The 19,359-nt window shown below is 63.8% G+C and carries 22 protein-coding genes and 1 tRNA gene; 13 read left to right on the forward strand and 10 right to left on the reverse strand.

Annotation, left to right across the window (positions count from 1 at the left end; all coding sequences use genetic code 11):
• Positions 1–35: 35 nt before the first annotated feature.
• The 5 genes from BMI88_RS15860 to BMI88_RS15880 all read right to left on the reverse strand — a co-directional run bounded on the left by BMI88_RS15860 (position 36) and on the right by BMI88_RS15880 (position 4,348).
• Complete coding sequence (locus BMI88_RS15860) at positions 36–2,240, reverse strand: NADP-dependent isocitrate dehydrogenase (protein WP_078550293.1); 2,205 nt, start codon at positions 2,238–2,240, stop codon at positions 36–38.
• Between the two features lie 146 nt (positions 2,241–2,386).
• The gene (locus BMI88_RS15865; protein ID WP_078550295.1) at positions 2,387–2,977 is read right to left on the reverse strand and encodes an HD domain-containing protein; all 591 of its coding nucleotides are present in this window, start codon (positions 2,975–2,977) and stop codon (positions 2,387–2,389) included.
• On the reverse strand, positions 2,974–3,411 hold the full coding sequence (locus tag BMI88_RS15870; RefSeq protein ID WP_078540871.1) for a hypothetical protein: 438 nt from the start codon (positions 3,409–3,411) through the stop codon (positions 2,974–2,976). The genes BMI88_RS15865 and BMI88_RS15870 overlap by 4 nt, the downstream gene beginning before the upstream one ends.
• Positions 3,408–3,671 carry a hypothetical protein gene (locus BMI88_RS15875; RefSeq protein ID WP_210402039.1) on the reverse strand — a complete coding sequence of 88 codons (264 nt, stop codon included), beginning with the start codon at positions 3,669–3,671 and terminating at the stop codon, positions 3,408–3,410. The genes BMI88_RS15870 and BMI88_RS15875 overlap by 4 nt, the downstream gene beginning before the upstream one ends.
• A complete protein-coding gene (locus BMI88_RS15880; protein ID WP_078550297.1) occupies positions 3,671–4,348 on the reverse strand; it encodes an alpha/beta hydrolase in 678 nt (225 codons plus the stop codon). The genes BMI88_RS15875 and BMI88_RS15880 overlap by 1 nt, the downstream gene beginning before the upstream one ends.
• A gap of 255 nt (positions 4,349–4,603) precedes the next feature.
• Between BMI88_RS15880 and BMI88_RS15885 the strand changes: the two genes are divergently transcribed.
• The 11 genes from BMI88_RS15885 (at position 4,604) to BMI88_RS15935 (ending at position 14,301) form a co-directional block, all read left to right on the forward strand.
• Complete coding sequence (locus BMI88_RS15885) at positions 4,604–5,062, forward strand: Rrf2 family transcriptional regulator (RefSeq protein ID WP_078550299.1); 459 nt, start codon at positions 4,604–4,606, stop codon at positions 5,060–5,062.
• A 143-nt stretch (positions 5,063–5,205) separates the two neighbouring features.
• Positions 5,206–6,249, forward strand: coding sequence for a cysteine desulfurase family protein (locus BMI88_RS15890; protein WP_078550301.1), 1,044 nt, complete (start codon positions 5,206–5,208; stop codon positions 6,247–6,249).
• 18 nt (positions 6,250–6,267) lie between these two features.
• Entirely contained in the window at positions 6,268–7,788 is a 1,521-nt protein-coding gene (sufB, locus tag BMI88_RS15895; RefSeq protein WP_078550303.1) for a Fe-S cluster assembly protein SufB, read from the forward strand.
• 99 nt (positions 7,789–7,887) lie between these two features.
• Positions 7,888–8,421, forward strand: a complete 534-nt coding sequence (locus BMI88_RS15900) for a hypothetical protein (protein WP_078550305.1) — start codon at positions 7,888–7,890, stop codon at positions 8,419–8,421.
• A gap of 58 nt (positions 8,422–8,479) precedes the next feature.
• A complete protein-coding gene (locus BMI88_RS15905) occupies positions 8,480–8,794 on the forward strand; it encodes a heavy metal-binding domain-containing protein (RefSeq protein ID WP_078520716.1) in 315 nt (104 codons plus the stop codon).
• A 9-nt stretch (positions 8,795–8,803) separates the two neighbouring features.
• Entirely contained in the window at positions 8,804–9,577 is a 774-nt protein-coding gene (gene sufC, locus BMI88_RS15910; RefSeq protein WP_075774850.1) for a Fe-S cluster assembly ATPase SufC, read from the forward strand.
• On the forward strand, positions 9,577–10,854 hold the full coding sequence (gene sufD / locus BMI88_RS15915; RefSeq protein ID WP_078550307.1) for a Fe-S cluster assembly protein SufD: 1,278 nt from the start codon (positions 9,577–9,579) through the stop codon (positions 10,852–10,854). The genes sufC and sufD overlap by 1 nt, the downstream gene beginning before the upstream one ends.
• 9 nt (positions 10,855–10,863) lie before the next feature.
• The gene (locus BMI88_RS15920; protein ID WP_078520714.1) at positions 10,864–11,355 is read left to right on the forward strand and encodes a Yip1 family protein; all 492 of its coding nucleotides are present in this window, start codon (positions 10,864–10,866) and stop codon (positions 11,353–11,355) included.
• Positions 11,355–11,948: a YIP1 family protein gene (locus BMI88_RS15925; protein ID WP_158522163.1), complete on the forward strand. Its 594-nt coding sequence runs from the start codon at positions 11,355–11,357 to the stop codon at positions 11,946–11,948. Before BMI88_RS15920 ends, BMI88_RS15925 begins: the two co-directional genes overlap by 1 nt.
• An 8-nt stretch (positions 11,949–11,956) precedes the next feature.
• Complete coding sequence (locus BMI88_RS15930; RefSeq protein WP_078550311.1) at positions 11,957–13,177, forward strand: cysteine desulfurase; 1,221 nt, start codon at positions 11,957–11,959, stop codon at positions 13,175–13,177.
• An 86-nt stretch (positions 13,178–13,263) separates the two neighbouring features.
• Positions 13,264–14,301 (forward strand): patatin-like phospholipase family protein, encoded by a 1,038-nt coding sequence (locus BMI88_RS15935; protein ID WP_078550313.1) that lies wholly within the window; start codon positions 13,264–13,266, stop codon positions 14,299–14,301.
• Here BMI88_RS15935 and BMI88_RS15940 read toward each other — a convergent pair.
• The 5 genes from BMI88_RS15940 to BMI88_RS15960 form a co-directional block, all read right to left on the reverse strand.
• Positions 14,283–14,984 carry a DUF502 domain-containing protein gene (locus BMI88_RS15940; protein WP_078540889.1) on the reverse strand — a complete coding sequence of 234 codons (702 nt, stop codon included), beginning with the start codon at positions 14,982–14,984 and terminating at the stop codon, positions 14,283–14,285. The two genes, BMI88_RS15935 and BMI88_RS15940, sit on opposite strands and share 19 nt — an antisense overlap.
• A gap of 78 nt (positions 14,985–15,062) precedes the next feature.
• Positions 15,063–15,983: a pseudouridine-5'-phosphate glycosidase gene (locus tag BMI88_RS15945; RefSeq protein ID WP_078550315.1), complete on the reverse strand. Its 921-nt coding sequence runs from the start codon at positions 15,981–15,983 to the stop codon at positions 15,063–15,065.
• Positions 15,980–16,882, reverse strand: coding sequence for a PfkB family carbohydrate kinase (locus tag BMI88_RS15950; protein ID WP_078520708.1), 903 nt, complete (start codon positions 16,880–16,882; stop codon positions 15,980–15,982). The genes BMI88_RS15945 and BMI88_RS15950 overlap by 4 nt, the downstream gene beginning before the upstream one ends.
• Before the next feature lie 51 nt (positions 16,883–16,933).
• Entirely contained in the window at positions 16,934–17,428 is a 495-nt protein-coding gene (locus BMI88_RS15955; RefSeq protein WP_246831908.1) for a disulfide bond formation protein B, read from the reverse strand.
• Between the two features lie 8 nt (positions 17,429–17,436).
• Positions 17,437–18,015 carry a YqaA family protein gene (locus BMI88_RS15960; protein WP_078520707.1) on the reverse strand — a complete coding sequence of 193 codons (579 nt, stop codon included), beginning with the start codon at positions 18,013–18,015 and terminating at the stop codon, positions 17,437–17,439.
• Positions 18,016–18,150: 135 nt separating this feature from the next.
• Between BMI88_RS15960 and BMI88_RS15965 the strand changes: the two genes are divergently transcribed.
• Positions 18,151–19,017 carry a neutral zinc metallopeptidase gene (locus BMI88_RS15965; protein ID WP_078550317.1) on the forward strand — a complete coding sequence of 289 codons (867 nt, stop codon included), beginning with the start codon at positions 18,151–18,153 and terminating at the stop codon, positions 19,015–19,017.
• Between the two features lie 46 nt (positions 19,018–19,063).
• Positions 19,064–19,147: transfer RNA gene (locus BMI88_RS15970), tRNA-Leu, on the forward strand.
• Positions 19,148–19,359: the final 212 nt, after the last annotated feature.

Below are 19,359 nucleotides of genomic sequence, written 5' to 3' on the forward strand. Positions count from 1 at the left end.
GGGCGGCCCGCGCCGCCCCTTCTGTCTCAGTGCTCTCAGCCGATGATGGCGTTGAGCGTTTCGCTCGGGCGCATCACCGCTGCGAGCTTTTTCGGATCGGCGTGGTAGTAGCCGCCGATATCGGCGGGCTTGCCCTGAACCTCTGCCAGTTCGGCCACGATCTTCGCTTCGCCGTCGGCCAGCGCCTTGGCGATCGGGGCGAATTCGGCGGCCAGCTCGGCATCGCTCGATTGCGCCGCCAGCGCGTCGGCCCAGTAACGGGCGAACCAGTAGTGGCTGGCGCGGTTGTCGGGCTCGCCGACCTTGCGCGAGGGCGAGCGATCGTTGTCGAGGATGCCCTGCGTCGCGGTCTCCACGGTTTCGCCCAGCACGCGCGCCTTGGCGTTGTCGGTCTGGTCGGCGAAGAACTTGAAGCTCTCGCCCAATGCGCAGAATTCGCCCAGCGAGTCCCAACGCAGGTGGTTTTCTTCCACCAGCTGCTGGACGTGTTTCGGCGCCGAGCCGCCCGCGCCAGTCTCGAACAGACCGCCGCCCTGCATCAGCTTCACGATCGAGAGCATCTTGGCCGAGGTGGCCAGCTCGAGGATCGGGAACAGGTCGGTCAGGTAGTCGCGCAGCACGTTGCCGGTGATCGCGATCGTGTTCTCGCCCTTGGTGATGGTCTCGAGCGAGGCAATCGTCGCCTCACGCGGGGCCATGATCTCGAACTTGTCGGCCACGCCTTTGGCCTCCAAGATCGGCTTCACGAAGGAGATCAGCTCCGCATCGTGGGCGCGGCTTGCGTCGAGCCAGAAGATCGCGCGGTAGCCGGTTGCTTTCTGACGGTCGATGGCGAGGTTCACCCAGTCTTCGATCGGCGCCTTGCGGGCCGAAGCCGAACGCCAGATGTCGCCCTTCTTCACGTCATGCGAATGCAGAACGGTGCCGTCGTCGAGCACCATCTTCACGGTGCCGTCGGTCGGGATCTCGAAGGTGGTCGGGTGCGAGCCGTATTCCTCGGCTTTCTGCGCCATCAGGCCGATGTTCTGAACGGTGCCCGCGGTAGCGGGGTTCAGTTTGCCGTTGGCTTTGAAATACTCGATCGTCGCATCGTAGACCGGTGCGTAGGAGCTGTCCGGGATCACGCAGACGCAGTCGTGTTCCTTGTTGTCCGGGCCCCAGCCTTTGCCGCCGGCGCGGATCAGCGCGGGCATCGAGGCGTCGATGATGACATCGGAGGGCACGTGCAGGTTGGTGATGCCCTTGTCCGAGTTCACCATATACATCGGCGGGCGCTGGTCGCGGACCTCTTCGATCGCAGCGAGGATTTCCGGCTCGCCTTTGACGCGCTCCAGCAGATCGCCCATGCCCGAAGCCGGATCGACGCCGAGCGACTTCATCTTGTCGCCGTATTTCTCGAAGACCGGCTTGAGCCATTCCTTCACCGCATGACCGAAGATGATCGGGTCGGAGACCTTCATCATCGTCGCTTTCATATGCAGCGAGAACAGGACGCCTTCGTCCTTGGTCTTCTTGATTTCCTCGGCGAGGAACGCGTCGAGCTTGTCAGCGGACATGTAGGTCGCATCGACCACGGTGCCTTCGGGATAGCTCACGCCGTCCTTCAGAACGGTCTCGCCATCTGCGCCTTCCAGAACGATCTTCGCGGTGGACGCTTTCGGCAGGGTGGCCGAGAGTTCGTTCGAGAAGAAATCGCCCTCCGACATGGTCGCCACGCGGGTCTTGCTGTCGGCGGTCCACTCGCCCATGCGGTGCGGGTTGTTCTGCGCGAATTTCTTCACGGCAGCGGCGGCGCGGCGGTCCGAGTTACCCTCGCGCAGCACCGGGTTCACGGCCGAGCCCTTGATCGAGTCGTATTTCGCGCGGACGGCTTTTTCCTCATCCGTCTTCGGCTCTTCCGGGTAGTCGGGCAGGGCGTAGCCCTGACCCTGCAGTTCGCGCACGGCGGCGACGAGCTGCGGCACCGAGGCCGAGATGTTCGGCAGCTTGATGACGTTGGCCTGCGGCGTCTTTACGTAATCGCCGAGCCATGCCAGATCGTCCGACTGGCGCTGCTCTTCGGTAAGCGCTTCGGGGAAGGTGGCGAGGATACGGCCCGCGAGCGAGATATCCTTGGTGCCGACCGAAATCCCGGCCGCTTGCGCGAATTTGCGCACGATCGGCAGCAGCGATGCGCTCGCCAGTTCCGGGGCCTCGTCGACCTTGGTGTAAATGATGTCAGGAGTGTTCTTGTCGCTCATGGCACAGCCCTCTTCGGTTGAAGCCTCGGTTTGCTGCCTCTTACCCGATTCAGATGCGCTTGGCTAGACGGTATGCGATTGTATACGGAGGTTCCGCGAAATCCCGGAGGAACGCCTCGGAATAGGGGGCAAGGGCCGAGTGTGGCTTAGCTGCGTGCGGCGAACCAGCCTTCGACCCGATCCCGTACCCAGTCCCACACCGCAGGCGCGCCGCGGGCGATCTTGGTGCCGATGCGCTCTTCGAGTTGGGTGAAGCTGACATCGTAATCGATCCACGAGCCACCGCCCGACTGGTGGTTGAGCAGCACAGGCTGCACCCGGTCGAGCGATTTCGCGAAGATCGCGTCGGGGGTCTCGTTGGCCTCGAATTCCTGCCAGAGCGCCAGCATTTGCGCTCCCTGATCCCCGGGCAACAACCCGAAGATACGTTCGGCGGCGGCGGCTTCTGCTTTCAGGATGTCTTCCGCGCCATGCGCCGTGCCGCCCTTGGAATGGATCGGCACATCGCCCACGTCGATCTCGACCAGATCGTGCAGCAGGAGCATGCGGATCACCCGGTCGATCGAGACGCCTTCGGGTGCCTGTTCGGCCAGCGTCAGCGCATAGAGCGCGAGCGACCAGCTATGCTCGCCCGAGTTTTCGGGGCGCGAGGCGTCGTGGATCGGCGTCGCACGGGTCACCGATTTCAGTTTCTCGGCCTCGGCGAGGAAGGTGAATTGCTGATCGAGCCGGGTCATGTACGTCTCCAGAGCCGGGGCAGAAGCAGAAGCAGCGCCACGAAGGCGAAGAGACCGCCGGCGCGCCAGCTCAACGCGCGGTCGGTATAGCCGGAACAGTCGAGGTTCGGTGCCGCGAAAGCGTAGAACAGGACCGTGGCAAGGATCGAGAAGACGACGATGCCCATCCCCAGAACCGGCGGGATCGCGCGGTTCGCAGCTGCGAGCAACAACCCGGTCCAGCCCAGCCAGAGCGGGACGACCACGATGATCATATGCATCGGGTTCGCGAGCAATTCGCCCAGGCCCCGGATCAGCGCTTCGCCGCGCGAGGACGCGCCGCTCCACTCTCCGTCGCAAATCATGTGGCTTGCATGAAAGGCTGTCGCGATGATCAGCGACAGGGCGAGGGAGAGGGCTGCTGCGAAAACGACGCGCGCGGCCCCCGGGCTCATGACCCGGTCCCGGAATCCGGTGTCTTCGCCGCTGCCTGCGCCCGCTTTTCCAGTTCCACCAGCTTGCGCTCGAAGAATTCGCGGCCACGTTGCTCGGCCATATGCAGGCGACAGGCCGTGATAAAGGCCTCCTGCAGCGAGGGCGACGACGTGCCGATATAGTTGCTCACCTCCATGAAGAGGCGATCGTCGTCGTATTTGCGCATCGCCTCCATCGTGTCGGTGGCGAGCTTCTCGGCCAGTTCGTCGATCAGCGCCATTAGCGCGTGCCCTCCGTCAGGCGGCGGCGGACATAGGTTTGAACCGTGTCGATCATCGGCTGCATATGGGCTTCTTCGTTCTTGAAGAAGTGATCCGCGCCTTCGATGACCTCATGGGTGATCGTGATGCCCTTCTGCTCCTGCAGCTTGGAGACCAGTTGCTCGGTCTCTTTGGGCTGCGCGATCCGGTCGTTCGTGCCGTTGATGATCAGGCCCGAGGACGGGCAGGGCGCGAGGAAGGAATAATCGTAATTGCCGGGGCCGGGCGACGAGGGGCCGGGCGGGGCAACGGAGATAAACCCAGTGATCTCGGGACGGCGCATCAGAAGCTGCATGCCGATCCACGCGCCGAAGGAATGGCCCGCGACCCAGCAATGCTTCGAGTTGGGGTTCATCGTCTGCAGGTAGTCCAGCGCCGAGGCGGCATCGGACAATTCGCCCACGCCCTGATCGTATTCGCCCTGGCTGCGGCCCACGCCCCGGAAGTTGAAGCGCAGAACGGTGAAGCCCATTTTGTAGAAGGCGTAGTGCAGGTTATAGACGACGCGGTTGTTCATCGTGCCGCCGAACTGCGGATCGGGGTGCAGAATGATCGCGATCGGCGCGTCGGGTGCGGGCTGCGGGTGGTAGCGCCCCTCGAGGCGACCTTCGGGACCGGGAAAAATGACTTCGGGCATCGTCTCTCGTTTTTATTGCGCCAGCTCTGGGTTCCTTGGGCGCCTGCGCTCCTGCCTTTCTTGACGGGTCGGCGCGGCTGGCCTAGGAGAAAGCCTCCCCCGGCGCCATGCCGGGAGATCGGGCATTGGTGGAGGTAATCGGCCCTCGCGCTTGCGTCAATGCTTTAGCAATGATTCACTCCAGCGCGGGCGGTGTTTTCGGGCCGATTTTCGGCTAAATACGGGTTCGGATGGGTCTCGGGCCGAGGAGGGTGCATGAAACTGTCGACGAAAGGCCGTTACGCGGTGGTCGCGCTGGTCGATCTGGCGCTGGCGGGCGAAGGCAGCCGGACCTCTCTGGCGGCGCTGTCGGAGCGTCAGGATATCTCACTGCCCTATCTGGAGCAGCTTTTCGTGCGGCTGCGCCGGGCGGGGCTGGTGAATTCGGTGCGCGGTCCGGGCGGCGGCTACCGGCTGGCGCGTTGCCCGTCGGAAATCCGCATCTCGGAGATCTTCGAGGCCGTGGACGAGACCGTCTCGGCGATGCATGTGGGCGCTGGTGCGTCAGGGGCGATTTCGGGCTCGCGGGCGCAGTCGATGGCGAACCGTTTGTGGGAGAGCCTGTCGGCACAGGTCTTCGTCTTCCTGCACCAGACGACGCTGGACGATGTGGTGAAGAACCGCATGAAACCCTGTCCGGCCGTGCCGAGCCTGTTTTCGGTCGTCGACGAGTAAGTTCGACCGCCGGGGCTTGAGGGGCACTCGCGGACGCTCCGCGGGGGATATTTTTGCCAAGTCGAAGGCACGCCCTTTCTTCTGGGGCGCGGCTGCCCTATCCCCGCCGCAGGTATCCGACATTTAACCAAGCGGAGCGTATCATGGCGCGCAGCTATCTCGATTGGAACGCGACAACGCCGCTGAGGGCAGAAGCCCGTCAGGCGATGATCGAAGCGATGGATGTGGTGGGCAACCCGTCCTCGGTCCATTCCGAAGGGCGCGCGGCGAAAGCGCTGATGGAGCGCGCGCGCTCTCAGGTTGCCGCGGCTTTGGGGGCCGAGGGGCAGGATGTGATCTTCACCTCCGGCGCGACCGAGGCGGCGGCGCTGGCGCTTGGCGGGCGCGAGGTGCATTGCGCGGGCGTCGAGCATGACGCGATCCGCAGCTGGTGCGTCGAGGATCTGCCCGTCGATCGGGCAGGGCGGATCACCGTCACCGATCCGGCAAATTCGGCCCTGCAGCTGGCCAATTCCGAGACCGGCGTGGTGCAGGAACTGCCCGAGGGGCTGTATCTGAGCGATCTCACCCAAGGTTTCGGCAAGATCCCGTTTGCGTTCAACTGGCTCGGCACCACCTGCGGCATCGTCTCGGCGCATAAGCTGGGCGGGCCGAAAGGCGTGGGCGCGCTGATCGTGAAGCGCGGCACGGATATCGCGGCGCAGCTCAAAGGTGGTGGTCAGGAGATGGGTCGGCGGGCCGGTACGGAGAACCTGATCGGCATCGCGGGCTTCGGTGCGGCAGCCGAAGCCGCCTCGCGTGATCTTGAGGGCGGAATCTGGCGCGAGATCGAAAAACTTAGAAACATTCTAGAAAACGCCATTGCGGATCGGGCAAGCGAGACTATTTTTGTCGGGAATGAATCGCACAGGCTTCCGAACACCTCCTGCTTCATCACGCCCGGCTGGAAGGGCGAGACGCAGGTGATGCAGATGGACCTGGGCGGGTTCGCGGTTTCCGCAGGCTCCGCCTGTTCGAGCGGGAAGGTCAAAAGCTCGGCTGCGCTGGTCGCAATGGGCTTTTCGGAAACCGAGGCGGGATCGGCCTTGCGGGTCTCGCTGGGGCCGCAGAGCCGCGAAGAAGATGTCATGCGTTTCGCCGAACACTGGCTGAAATGCGAAGCGAAACACCGCGCACGGCGCGGGTAAGAGATGGGAGAGCCGGATATGGCGGGCGTTGATCAGGTGGAAGTACGTGAAGGCGTCGATCGCGAGACGGTCGAGACCGTCCAGAATATGGGCACCTACAAATACGGCTGGGACACCGATATCGAGATGGAATACGCGCCGAAAGGCGTGAACACGGATATCGTCCGCCTCATCTCGGACAAGAACAAAGAGCCGGAGTGGATGACCGAATGGCGTCTGCAGGCCTTCTCGCGCTGGGAAGATATGCCGAAGCCGAACTGGGCGCTGCTGAAGGTTCCGGAAATCGACTTTCAGGACCAGTATTACTACGCGCGCCCGAAAAGCATGGTCGAGAAGCCCAAATCGCTCGACGAGGTCGATCCCAAGCTGCTCGCCACCTATGAAAAGCTCGGCATTCCGCTGAAGGAACAGATGATCCTCGCGGGCGTCGAAGGCGCGGAAGACATCAACCTCGAAGATCGCCAGATCGCCGTCGACGCGGTGTTCGACTCCGTCTCCGTCGGGACCACCTTCAAGGACAAGCTGGCCGAGGCGGGCGTGATCTTCTGCTCGATCTCGGAAGCGATCCAGGAACACCCGGAGCTGGTGAAGAAATATCTCGGTTCGGTCGTGCCGCAGGCGGATAACTTCTACGCTGCGCTGAACTCGGCCGTGTTCTCGGACGGCTCCTTCGTCTACGTGCCGCCGGGCGTGCGCTGCCCGATGGAACTGTCGACCTATTTCCGCATCAACGCGGAAAACACCGGGCAGTTCGAGCGCACCCTGATCATCGCCGACAAGGGCTCTTACGTGTCCTATCTCGAAGGCTGCACCGCGCCCAAGCGCGACACTGCGCAGCTGCACGCGGCCGTGGTCGAGATCATCGTCGAGGAAGACGCCGAGGTGAAATATTCCACGGTGCAGAACTGGTTCCCGGGCGATGAAGACGGCAAGGGCGGCATCTACAACTTCGTCACCAAGCGTGCCGATTGCCGCGGTGACCGCGCCAAGGTGATGTGGACGCAGGTCGAAACCGGCTCCGCGATCACGTGGAAATACCCGTCCTGCATCCTGCGCGGCAAGGAAAGCCAAGGCGAGTTTTACTCGATCGCCATCGCGAATAACTGGCAGCAGGCGGACACCGGCACCAAGATGATCCATCTGGGCAAGGACACCCGTTCGCGGATCGTGTCCAAGGGGATCTCGGCCGGTCAGGCGCAGAACACCTATCGCGGTCTCGTCTCGATGCACCCGAAAGCGACCGACTCGCGCAACTACACGCAATGTGACTCGCTGCTGATCGGTGACAAATGCGGCGCGCACACAGTTCCCTATATCGAGGTGAAGAACAACTCGAGCCGGGTCGAGCACGAGGCCACCACCTCGAAGGTTGATGACGACCAGCTGTTCTATTGCCGCGCCCGCGGGATGGACGAGGAAGAGGCCGTGGCGCTTGTGGTCAACGGGTTCTGCCGCGAAGTCCTTCAGGCGCTGCCGATGGAATTCGCGATGGAAGCTCAAAGCCTTGTGGCGATCTCGCTGGAGGGGAGCGTCGGGTGATCTTCACGCGCGCAAATATCGAAATTGCCGAGGATCTGCCGCATTTCGGGCATAATTCTTATGCATGTCTTAACCTGTCCAAATGGATAGGTGAGGGCCATGACGGTATCGAGCGCCAGCTTCAACGATCGCCTCGCGCGGATCGAGAAAACGCGGAAATCGGCGAAGGGCCGGATTCAGCTGCATATCGGGGATCAGGAAGCCTGGGTGGCCAACGATTCAGCGATGCTGCGTCAGGTCATCGCCAAGACGCGTCACTCGCGGCTGGCCGTCTTCAAGGTTCTGCCGGCGCTGATGGTCGGCGCGATCGGAATGATGGTCGTCACCGCGCTGAAAATGCGCTTTCTGACGCCGGAACTGGCCGAGAAAGTGGGCTCCAACCCGGATCTGGTCCTCGTGGTTGCGGCAGTGCTGACCGCCTTCGGGCTGGGTATGATGCTGCGGCTCGCCTCGGTGAAACTGATGGCGGTGCAGTTGCTGGGCGTCGCGCTGGCCTTCGTGGGGCTGCACAATATCGCCTTCTGGCAACCGGATATGGCGGCGCTGGCCTTCACGCCCGACTGGGTGGAGCAGCAGACCGCGCAATTCGAGCCGCGCACCCTGCGCTACGCCGAGACCACTATCCGCTTCTGACCCTTCGCGCGCCCGCGCCCGCCGCGGCCCGCATGGGTCGCCAAACGGGAGGGCGCGCATGATCGTCACCACCACCCCCAGCATCGAGGGTCGCCCGATCGCGACCTATCATGGCATCGTCGTGGGCGAAGCCATCATGGGCGCCAATGTCGTCCGCGATATCTTCGCGCAAGTCACCGACATCATCGGTGGCCGCTCCGGCGCGTACGAATCCAAATTGCAAGACGCGCGCGCCACGGCGCTCGGCGAGCTTGAAGACCGCGCCCGCGAGCTGGGCGCGAATGCCGTTGTCGGCGTCGATCTCGACTACGAGGTCGTCGGCCAATCCATGCTTATGGTGTCGGCCTCCGGCACCGCTGTAACCGTATCCTGAGGAAGAACCATGCTTGATATCAAGAACCTGCACGTCAAACTGGAAGAAGAGGACAAGCAGATCCTCAAGGGCGTCAACCTGAGCGTCGAGTCCGGGAAGGTCCATGCGATCATGGGGCCGAACGGCTCGGGTAAGTCCACGCTGTCCTATGTGCTCTCGGGTCGCGATGGCTACGAGGTCACCGAAGGCGAGGCGCATCTCAACGACACCGACCTGCTGGATTCCGAGCCCGAAGAGCGCGCGGCCGCGGGCCTGTTCCTCGCGTTCCAATACCCGGTGGAAATCCCCGGCGTCGGCAACATGACCTTCCTGCGCACCGCGCTCAATGCGCAGCGCAAGGCGCGCGGCGAGGAGGAAATCTCGGCTGGCGACTTCCTGAAACTGGTGCGCGGCAAGGCGAAATCGCTCAAGATCGACGCGGACATGCTCAAGCGCCCGGTCAATGTCGGCTTCTCGGGCGGTGAGAAAAAGCGCAACGAAATCCTCCAGATGGCGATCCTCGAGCCGAAGATGTGCATCCTCGACGAGACCGATTCCGGCCTCGATGTCGACGCGATGCGTCTGGTGGCCGAAGGCGTGAACGCGCTGCGCGACGAGGGCCGTTCCTTCCTCGTGATCACCCACTACCAGCGCCTGCTCGACCACATCAAACCCGATGTCGTCCACATCATGGCGGATGGCCGCATCATCGAAACCGGCGGACCGGAACTGGCCCTCGAAGTCGAGAAGAACGGCTATGCCGACCTGCTCGCGAAACACGGGATCTCGGAGGTGATGGCGTAATGTCGGCAGTCGAGAAAATGACCCCCGCCGAGACGCGGCTGGCGCGCGTTTCTCTGCCCGACGGGTTCGGGCCGCAACGCCGCGCCGCGCTGGACCGTCTGAACGCGATGGGCCTGCCGGGCCGTCGCGACGAATACTGGCGCTGGACCAACCCGACCGATTTCATCGCGCCCGATCCGGTGCCCGCAGCGCCGTTCAGCGATGACGAGCCGGAGATTTTCGGCGAGATCGATCGTCTGAAGATCGTGTTCCGCGACGGCGTGTTCGATGCCGAGGCCTCCGACGATCTGTCGATGTCCGGCGTCGAAATCCTGCGCCTCGCCGATGCGCCCGACGTGAGCTGGGCCAGCAGCCTTTATGGCACACTGGAGGCCAACGGTCAGGACCCGGTGAAACGTCCCTTCGCAGCGCTCAACACGGCGTCGGCGACCGATGGCGTTCTGATCCGCGTGACCGGTGCCGCCGAGAAACCCGTGAGCCTGATTTACACCCATGAATCAGAGACTTCCGACCCGATCCTGCATCATCTCGTGAAGCTGGAAGAGGGCGCGGAGATCACGGTTCTGGAGAACGGCCCGGCAGGTGCGCGCTTCAACAAACTGATGGAAGTAGATGTCGCCAAGGGCGCGAAATTCCACCACATCCGGGTGCAGGGCCGCGACCATGAGCGTCGGGCGATCACCTCGATCTTCACCCGCGTCGCGGAAGAAGGTCTGTTCAAGAGCTTCACGCTGACCTCGAACGGGGTGCTGACGCGCAATGAATGCGTGATCGACATCGTGGGCGATGACGCGAATGCCCATGTCGCGGGCGCGGCTCTTGGCGATGGCAAGACCGGCAAGTTCCACCACGACGACACCGTCTTCATCACGCACGGGGCCGAGCGCGGCGAGAGCCGTCAGGTCTTCAAGAAGGTGCTGAAGAACGGTGCCGAGGGCATCTTCCAGGGCAAGATCCTCGTGAAGCCGGGCGCGCAGAAGACCGATGGCTACCAGATCAGCCAGTCGCTGCTGCTCGACGAGAACAGCCAGTTCCTCGCCAAGCCGGAGCTCGAGATCTATGCCGATGACGTGCAGTGTTCGCACGGCTCGACCACCGGCGCGATCGACGAGACTGCGCTTTTCTACCTGCGTTCGCGCGGCGTGCCGGAAGAGGAAGCCACCGCGCTTCTGGTTCTGAGCTTTGTGGCCGATGCCATTGAAGAGATTGAGGAAGAGCGGTTCCGCGATGCGATCCTGACCCGGTTGGAAGGGTGGCTTGCACGCCATCGCGGCTGAGGCGCTGCGATGTCCGCGACAGACGATATCCGGCGCAGCTATCGGCGTCCGCGCGTGGTGATGCGCGAGCATCTCGCGCGCCCGGCCTCCGAGCCGCGCGCGCTGGTCTTCCTGCTTGCGGCGCTGACCGTGATCTTCATCGCGCAGTGGCCCCGGCTGTCGCGGATTGCCCATGAGATGCCCGACCAGCCGATGGTCGGGCTGATGATGGGCACGGTGCTGGCGCTGCTCGCGACCGTGCCCGTCTTCTACGCGATTGCGGCACTGAGCCACCTTGTGCTGAGGCTCCTCGGCGGGCAGGGAAGCTGGTATGGTGCGCGCGTCGCGCTGTTCTGGTCGCTTCTGGCGGTCTCGCCGCTGATGCTGCTGCAAGGGCTCGTGGCGGGGTTCATCGGGCGCGGGGCGGAACTTTCGCTGGTCTCCGCGCTTGTGACGGTAGCCTTCGTCCTGCTATGGGGCGCAGCGTTGCGCGTGGTAGAATTCGAAGGAAAAACAAACTGATGCAGCCCGATCTTAAAGAATGGCTTATCCGTAGCTTCACCGATCCGAAATCGGTTGCGCGCGATTTGATCGGGCTGAATCTGAACGCCAATGCGCGGTTCATGGCGATGGTTCTGGTGGTCGTGATGACCGCGATCCTCGGCACGCTCGCGCAGCTCGTGTTCTCCTTCATCACCAAGGTGGATATCGGCACGGTGACGCCGCCGCTGACCGTGGTGGGGCTGCAGGGCGCGCTTCTGGTCTATGGCGCTTTCGCCATGTCTTTCGTCGGCCAACGCTTTGGCGGGCATGGGAAATTCCCGGATGCGCTGCTGCTTCTGACCTGGATCGAATTCGTTCTGATGATCGGTCAGATGATTCAGGTCGTGCTGATGGTCTTCTTCCCGATCTCGGCCACGCTGATGTCGGTGCTGCTGGTGGCGCTGATGTTCTATTTGCTGGTGCAGTTCACGATGGTTCTGCACGGGTTCGAAAACCCCGTGGCGACCGGCTTCGGGGTTATCCTGACCTTTCTGGGCTCGGCGATGATCGCGGGGATCGTGCTGGTGTCGACCGGCCTCGTGCAAATGCCCGCAGACCCCGCGTCACTCTGAGGTGCTCCATGTATGATATCGAAAAAATCCGCGCGGATTTCCCGATCCTGACGCGAGAAGTGAACGGCAAGCCCTTGGTTTACCTCGATAACGGGGCCTCGGCGCAAAAGCCGCGCGTCGTGATCGACGCGATGACGCGGATGTATGAGCACGACTATTCCAACGTGCATCGCGGGCTGCATACTCTGTCCAATATCGCGACCGAGAAATACGAGAGCGTGCGCGGGATCGTCGCGCGCTTCCTGCATGTCGCCGATGAAGAGCAGATCGTGTTCACCACCGGCTCGACCGAGGGGATCAACCTCGTGAGCTACGCCTGGGGTGCGCCGAACCTCGAGCCGGGCGACGAGATCATCCTGTCGGTGATGGAGCACCACGCCAATATCGTGCCGTGGCATTTCCTGCGCGAACGTCAGGGCGTTAAGCTGGTCTGGGTGGAGCCCGAAGCCGATGGCTCGCTGCCGCCCGAGAAGGTGCTGGAGGCGATCACGCCGCGCACCAAGCTGATCGCGATCACCCATATGTCGAACGTGCTGGGCACACGGGTCGATGTGAAACCGATCGCGCAGGCTGCACGGACGCGCGGGATCGCGACGCTGGTCGATGGTTCGCAGGCGGCGGTGCATGGCCCCGTCGATGTCGACGATCTGGGCTGCGATTTCTACGTCATCACCGGGCATAAGCTATACGGACCAAGCGGTTCCGGGGCGCTCTTCATCCGCCGCGACCGGATGCTGGAGATGCGTCCCTTCCTTGGCGGCGGCGACATGATCGACACCGTCACCCGCAACACGGTGATCTACAACACGCCGCCGATGAAGTTCGAGGCGGGCACGCCCGGCATCGTGCAGCAGATCGGCATGGGGGTCGCGCTTGATTACCTGATGGGGATCGGGATGGAGAATATCGCCGAGCACGAGCGCGACCTGCGCGACTACACCGCCGAGAAACTGAACGGGCTGAACTGGCTCAACCAGCAGGGCACCGCGGCGGATAAGGGCGCGATCTTCTCGCTCACGCTGAATGGTCCGGCCCATCCGCATGACATCTCGACCATCCTCGACAAGCGGGGCGTGGCGGTGCGTGCGGGGCAGCATTGCACCGGTCCGCTGATGGAATGGCTTGGCGTCACGGCCACGGCGCGCGCGTCTTTCGGGATGTACAACACCCGTGAAGAGGCCGATGCGCTGATTTCTGCGCTCGAATTGTGCCACGATCTGCTAGGTTAAGAGCGCCGCTCGGCGAGGGGACTTGCTTTTGCTGCGATGCAGCATAACTCTGCGGCAGGGAGGCAGGCAGCGAAAGGGCCGAGCCGATGAACCGCAAGAGTATTAACCTCGCATTGCAAGGTGGGGGCGCGCATGGCGCGTTCACCTGGGGCGTTCTCGACCGTTTTCTGGATGAAGACTGGCTGGACTACGCGGCGATCTCGGGCACCTCGGCCGGGGCACTGAACGGAGCTGCGTTCAAGGCAGGCTATGCCCGTGCCGGTCGTCAGGGCGCACGCGCGTCTCTGGATGAGCTTTGGAGCCAGGTCGCCGAAAGCGTCGATCTGCGGCTCGAGCGGCTGATGCCCGCGCAACTGCCCGGCACCGAGGCGCTGACGCGCTGGTTCGACGCCTTCACGCCCGCGGCTTTCATCGACGGCATGTCGCGGGTCTTCTCGCCCTATGACGCGGGACCGTTCTACGTCAATCCGCTGAGTTCGGTGGTGGAGCGGTTTCGCTATCGTGACGTCTGTGCGAGCGAGGGTCCACGGCTGCATGTCTCGGCCACCAATGTGCGCACCGGCAAGATTCGGGTCTTCACCGGTGAAGAGATCACGGCAGACGCGATCCTCGCCTCCGCCTGTCTGCCGGAGATTTTTCAGGCGGTCGAGATCGACGACCCGAAGACGGGCCGGACGGAGGCCTATTGGGATGGCGGCTATACCGGCAATCCGCCGCTTTTCCCGCTGTTCGAACCGGCCTATCCGCGCGACGTGGTGGTGATTTCGATCAACCCGCTCTGGCGCGACGAGATCCCGAAAACGCCCGCGCAGATCGACGAGCGGGTCAACGAGATCAGCTTCAACTCCTCGCTGTTGCGCGAATTGCGAGCGATCAATTTCGTGCATCGGCTGATCCGCGAGGACCGCCTCCCCGAAGGGGCGATGAAGGATGTGCTGATCCATATGATCGCCGATGACGACGTCATGGGCGAGCTGAGCGCGAAGTCGAAGATCCTGCCCGAATGGGGGATGCTCGCGAAGCTGAAACTGGCGGGCCGGGCGGCGGCGGATCGTTGGCTCGACGCCCATGCCGACAAGATCGGCAAAGAGGCGTCGACCGATCTTCAGGCCTTGTTCGACTGAAGTTTCACCTTGGTTTTCTTCGCGGGCTTCGCCTCTTTCGGCTGCGGATAGACGAGCCCCGCCGAGATGATCAGCTTCGCCGCATCCTCGACCGACATGTCGAGATAGGTCACCTGCGATTGCGGGACAAACAGCAGGAAGCCCGAGGTCGGGTTCGGCGTCGTCGGCAGGAAGACCGAGATCAGCGGGTCGTCGTCTTCGGCCTTCGCCGCGATCTCGCCTTTCGCGGTCGAGGAGACGAAGGCGACCGCTTTTAGCCCCTCGCGCGGATATTCGATCATGCAGGCGCGGTCGAACTTGCCTTCGGACTGGCTGAGCACCGTTTCCGCGATCTGCTTGAGCCCGCTATAGACCGTGCGCACGAAGGGCAGGCGGTCGACGATGCTCTCGCCGAAGCGCAGCATCGTGCGCCCGAAGAAGCCCTTGGCGAGCCAGCCGACGATCACGGTGAAGACAAGGAAGATGATGACGCCGAGCCCGCGCACATTGATGCCGATATAGCGCTCGGGGCGCAGTTCGGGCGGGACAAGCGGCAGCACCCAGCCATCGACCCAGCCGGCCATCGTCCACATGAGCCATATCGTCAGACCGATCGGCGCGACGACGATCAACCCGGTAAAGAAGGAGGCACGCAGCGCGGCAAAGCGCGAGCGGCGGCGCGGATGGGGGTCGTCTTTTGTCATGATCTGGATGCGCCCTCTCGTGGCGATGCGTTGCCTGCTATCTAGGCAGCGCCGCCACGATGGGCAATGGGCCGCGTATCAGGCGGCCCGCGCTGTGATGATTTCGCCCGCGATTGCGGCAGCCAGACGGGCGTTGTTCAGAACGAGGGCGATATTGGCCTCGAGCGAGCGGCCTTCGGTCAGCTCGAAAATGCGCGACAGCAGGAAGGGCGTGACCGCCTTGGCGGCGATGCCCTGCGCCTCGGCCTCTTGCAGCGCCTGTTCGATGACCGGAACGATTTCCTCGCGGGCGATCTCGGCCTCTGCGGGGATCGGGTTCGCGATCAGCTGGCCGCCCGGCAGGCCGAGGGCTGCGCGTGCGAGCTGCGACTTGGCGATCTCGGCTGCGCTGTCTGCGCGCAGCGGCGCGGGCAGGCCGGAATTGCGCGACCAGAAGGCGGGGAAGGCGTCTTGCCCATAGGCGATGACCGGCACGCCGTGAGTCTCCAGCACTTCGAGCGTCTTCGGGAGGTCGAGGATTGCCTTGGCGCCCGCCGCGACCACGCTGACCGGGGTCTGCGCGAGTTCCAGAAGGTCAGCGGAGATGTCGAAACTGTCTTCCGCGCCACGATGGACGCCGCCGATCCCGCCGGTGGCGAAGACGTCGATGCCCGCGAGGTTCGCGCAGATCATGGTCGCCGCGACCGTCGTGGCGCCCGTCGCGCCCTTCGCAAGGCAGACGGCCAGATCGGCCCGGCTGACCTTCATCGCGTCCTTGGTCTGCGCGAGCGCCTCCAGCTCCTCGGGCTCGAGCCCGATATGGATCTTCCCGCCCATCACCGCGATCGTGGCCGGCACTGCGCCCGCCTTGCGGATCTCGGCCTCGACCGCCTGCGCGGTCTCGAGGTTCTGCGGATAGGGCATCCCGTGCGTGATGATCGTCGATTCCAGTGCGACGATGGGACGGTTTTCGGCTTTCGCGTTAGCGACTTCGGCGGCGAAGGTGAGGGGGGCGCTCATGTGGCGAGTTCTCCGGAAACATAGCGCGCGGCGGCGGTCAGGGCGCTCTCGAGCGCCTCCATGCGGTCCGCGCCGCGCTGTTCGGCCACGAGATGCGCGGCCATGAAAGTATCGCCCGCGCCAGTCACGCGGGTCACGAGGACGGGGGGCGGGGCCGAGGCGATGACATTGCCTGCGGCCGCACTGCCGTCGGCGGCCGCCTTGCCGCCATCGGTCACTAGCACGCGTTGAGCTCCGCGTTCCAGCAGGGTCTCGGCTGCATGTTCAGCGCTGTCGAAACTGCCCTGACACAGGATGCCCGCCTCTTCGAGATTGACGTAAAGCGTCGCCGCCGGATGGGCCAGAAGCGGCGTCAGCCGTTCCGCCTTGCCGGGGCTGGCGGGGGCCACGCGCAGATCGGCCTTGGCGAAAAGCGGAGAATGCGCGATCTGGCTGAGAAGCGCCTCGGTGAGATTGCCGTCGAGCGCGATGGCGCCGGTCCACGGCTCGTTTTCCGTGCCGAGCCGCCCATCCGCGAGCGGTGCGAGGATCTTCTCGCCCGCAGCCTCGAGCGAATGCGCATCCGCGATGGCCGCAATCAGCCCGTTCGCGCCTTCGATCGCCATATAGCGGTCGGTCGGCAGATCGTCGGAGCGATACAGATAGTTGCAATCGACGCCCAGCACCTCGGCGGATTGGATCAGGTCGTTGCCCTGACTGTCGCGCCCCAAAGCGGTCAGCACCGCAGGCTTCAGCCCATAGCGGCGCAGGGTCATCGCGATATTCATCGCGACCCCACCGGGCAGCCGTTCGATCCGCCCCGGCACGTCGGAGCCTTCATGCATATGCACCGAGGCGCGGCCGATGATGTCCCACAGGACCGAACCGATGCACAGAATATCAGGTCTGGATTCGCTCATGCGCGGTTCTTGGCGCGGTTTCCCGGGCGGAGCAAGGGGCTTTGCCCCCGCTCAGGCGCGGCGCGATTTCAGGAACGCCCAGAGCCAGATGCCTGCCAGCACGAGCGAGCCGACCGCGTTGAGGTTGGCCATGGTGATGCCGAAGATGTCCCACGGAATCTCGTCGCAGCGCACCAGCGGGGCGTCGTTGATTTGCTTGAGCAGATCGGCGGCGGAGACGGTCGTGTCCACGGCGCTCGAGGTGCAATCGGTGGGCCCTTCGAAAATCTTCCGCTCCACGCCCGAGTGATAGAAGCCGATGACCGAGGTGGTCAGCGCGGCCAGCATGCCGAGAAGCGCGGTCCAGCCGGGCAGGCGGAAGGTGAGGATCACGATCCCGATGATCGCGGCGGCCAGATGCGGCCAGCGTTGCAGCAGGCACAGATGGCAGGGCGCGTAGCCGAACGCCTGAAAGACGAAGGCCCCGGCGAGCACGAAGGCGGAGCCCGCGGCGGCGAAGCCCACGAGGCTGCGGAAGGAGGTCAGGGTTTGCATGCGGTCTTGCATCGGGGGCCTCAGAGATATTTCAGAAGATAGAACCCGCCGATCAGCAGGATGACGAAGATGGTGAAGAGCGGGCCGAGCCAGCGCTCGATGAAGGTTTTGATCGGTTCGCCGAATTTCCACAAGAGCCCCGCGACCACGAAGAAGCGTAGCGCACGGGCGACAAAGGAGACGCCGAGGAAGAGCACCGGGCTCAGGTTCGTGGCGCCGGCGAAGATCGTGATCACCTTATAGGGGAAGGGCGTGACGCCCGCGATCAGCACAGCCCATCCGCCCATCTCGTTGAACCGGGCGGCGAGCGAGTTGAAGTCGTCGGCTTTGCCGTAGAAATCCAGCACCGGCTTGCCGATCGCATCCATGAAACCATAGCCGATCAGATAGCCCAGACAGCCGCCCGCGACCGACGACAGGGTCGCCACCAGCGCGATGCGCCATGCCGCCCAGGGCCGCGCGAGGATCATCGGGATCATCAGCACGTCAGGCGGGATCGGAAAGACCGAAGCTTCGATGAAGGCGACAGCGGCGAGATACCACATCGCATGCGGGTGGCTCGCGCGGGCCATCGTCCAGTCGTAGATGCGGCGGATCATGGCGGCATCCTTTTCCTTGCTGCTCGGTTCGCTTCATCTCCCGCGCGGGGCGCAAGGTCAAGTCACGCGCGTCGCACCTTTGCTTTTCCCGACCTCACGCTAGACTTCACATAAAAGCGAGGGAGGCATTCGCGAATGCAATGGCGAGGACGGCGCGGCAGCCGCAATATCGAGGACCGGCGCGCCCAGCGCAGGGCAGGGGGCGGCGCGATCCGTCTGGGTGGCGGCGGCCTGGGCGTCGTCGCGATCGTCGTCGTGGCCTATTTTCTCGGGATCGATCTGACGCCGCTGCTTGACGGCGGATCGGGTGGCTCGGGGCAGGTGGTCACGCAATCGGGTGAGCTGAGCGATCGCGAGAAGGCGATGGGCGATTTCGTCTCGGTGACGCTGGCCGATACCGAGGAGGTTTGGCAGGGCGTGTTCGAATCCGAGTTGGGGCGGCAATACGATCCGGCGGTGCTGGTCCTCTATAGTGGCATCACGCAATCGCCCTGCGGCAACGCGAGCGGCGCGACGGGGCCGTTCTACTGCCCGGGCGATCAGAAGGTCTACCTCGACACCGCGTTTTTCGACACGCTGAGCCAGCAGCTCGGCGCGCGGGGCGATTTCGCCGCCGCCTATGTGGTCGCGCATGAGGTGGCCCATCACGTGCAGGATGAGCTGGGGATTCTCGGTAAGGTTAATGAAGTGCGCGCGCAAAGCTCCGAGGCGCAGTCCAACGCGCTCTCGGTGCGGATCGAATTGCAGGCCGATTGCTTCTCGGGGATCTGGGCGCGCCGCGCCGAGGATCAGATCGGCGCGATCGAGCCGGGCGATATCGCGGAGGCGATGAACGCCGCCGCGCAAATCGGCGACGATACGCTGCAGCGCGAGGCGGGCCGGGTGCCGATGCCCGACAGCTTCACCCATGGCAGTTCCGCCCAGCGGCAGCGCTGGTTCGAGCGGGGCTATCAGAGCGGCGATCTCAAGCAATGCGACACGTTTTCAACGCGTAACCTCTAAGCGTACTTGCCTCGGGCGCGGCTGCGCGCTAGAGGGTTCGAACTGGGCCCGAGTGGCGGAATGGTAGACGCAGCGGATTCAAAATCCGCCGCAGCAATGCGTGTCGGTTCGAATCCGACCTCGGGCACCAGACCTTCCGAAAATGACAGATCCATGCGCCGACGGTGATCCGACCGGCGCGTTTTGCCATGTCCTGCGCGGGTGTTTTCCGTGTCCGGGGCCCCTCTGTCCAAATCGGGCGAAATTGGGGCAGACCCCGGCATCGTGAAACGTGGTTATCAAAAGATGATTCGGAGAAATCTCGTTTCGTTCTCAGAACAAACGGGCACCAGATGCCGCATT

The organism is Thioclava sp. F36-6 (assembly GCF_002020305.1).
GTDB classification, from domain to species: Bacteria; Pseudomonadota; Alphaproteobacteria; order Rhodobacterales; family Rhodobacteraceae; genus Thioclava; species Thioclava sediminum.

Excerpts from the sequence above, each read along its gene's own strand:
- BMI88_RS15860 (WP_078550293.1), bottom strand. The coding sequence starts at position 2,240 with ATGAGCGACAAGAACACTCCTGACATCATTTACACCAAGGTCGACGAG.
- BMI88_RS15865 (WP_078550295.1), bottom strand. The coding sequence starts at position 2,977 with ATGACCCGGCTCGATCAGCAATTCACCTTCCTCGCCGAGGCCGAGAAA.
- BMI88_RS15870 (WP_078540871.1), bottom strand. The coding sequence starts at position 3,411 with ATGAGCCCGGGGGCCGCGCGCGTCGTTTTCGCAGCAGCCCTCTCCCTC.
- BMI88_RS15875 (WP_210402039.1), bottom strand. The coding sequence starts at position 3,671 with ATGGCGCTGATCGACGAACTGGCCGAGAAGCTCGCCACCGACACGATG.
- BMI88_RS15880 (WP_078550297.1), bottom strand. The coding sequence starts at position 4,348 with ATGCCCGAAGTCATTTTTCCCGGTCCCGAAGGTCGCCTCGAGGGGCGC.
- BMI88_RS15885 (WP_078550299.1), top strand. The coding sequence starts at position 4,604 with ATGAAACTGTCGACGAAAGGCCGTTACGCGGTGGTCGCGCTGGTCGAT.
- BMI88_RS15890 (WP_078550301.1), top strand. The coding sequence starts at position 5,206 with ATGGCGCGCAGCTATCTCGATTGGAACGCGACAACGCCGCTGAGGGCA.
- sufB (WP_078550303.1), top strand. The coding sequence starts at position 6,268 with ATGGCGGGCGTTGATCAGGTGGAAGTACGTGAAGGCGTCGATCGCGAG.
- BMI88_RS15900 (WP_078550305.1), top strand. The coding sequence starts at position 7,888 with ATGACGGTATCGAGCGCCAGCTTCAACGATCGCCTCGCGCGGATCGAG.
- BMI88_RS15905 (WP_078520716.1), top strand. The coding sequence starts at position 8,480 with ATGATCGTCACCACCACCCCCAGCATCGAGGGTCGCCCGATCGCGACC.
- sufC (WP_075774850.1), top strand. The coding sequence starts at position 8,804 with ATGCTTGATATCAAGAACCTGCACGTCAAACTGGAAGAAGAGGACAAG.
- sufD (WP_078550307.1), top strand. The coding sequence starts at position 9,577 with ATGTCGGCAGTCGAGAAAATGACCCCCGCCGAGACGCGGCTGGCGCGC.
- BMI88_RS15920 (WP_078520714.1), top strand. The coding sequence starts at position 10,864 with ATGTCCGCGACAGACGATATCCGGCGCAGCTATCGGCGTCCGCGCGTG.
- BMI88_RS15925 (WP_158522163.1), top strand. The coding sequence starts at position 11,355 with ATGCAGCCCGATCTTAAAGAATGGCTTATCCGTAGCTTCACCGATCCG.
- BMI88_RS15930 (WP_078550311.1), top strand. The coding sequence starts at position 11,957 with ATGTATGATATCGAAAAAATCCGCGCGGATTTCCCGATCCTGACGCGA.
- BMI88_RS15935 (WP_078550313.1), top strand. The coding sequence starts at position 13,264 with ATGAACCGCAAGAGTATTAACCTCGCATTGCAAGGTGGGGGCGCGCAT.
- BMI88_RS15940 (WP_078540889.1), bottom strand. The coding sequence starts at position 14,984 with ATGACAAAAGACGACCCCCATCCGCGCCGCCGCTCGCGCTTTGCCGCG.
- BMI88_RS15945 (WP_078550315.1), bottom strand. The coding sequence starts at position 15,983 with ATGAGCGCCCCCCTCACCTTCGCCGCCGAAGTCGCTAACGCGAAAGCC.
- BMI88_RS15950 (WP_078520708.1), bottom strand. The coding sequence starts at position 16,882 with ATGAGCGAATCCAGACCTGATATTCTGTGCATCGGTTCGGTCCTGTGG.
- BMI88_RS15955 (WP_246831908.1), bottom strand. The coding sequence starts at position 17,428 with ATGCAAGACCGCATGCAAACCCTGACCTCCTTCCGCAGCCTCGTGGGC.
- BMI88_RS15960 (WP_078520707.1), bottom strand. The coding sequence starts at position 18,015 with ATGATCCGCCGCATCTACGACTGGACGATGGCCCGCGCGAGCCACCCG.
- BMI88_RS15965 (WP_078550317.1), top strand. The coding sequence starts at position 18,151 with ATGCAATGGCGAGGACGGCGCGGCAGCCGCAATATCGAGGACCGGCGC.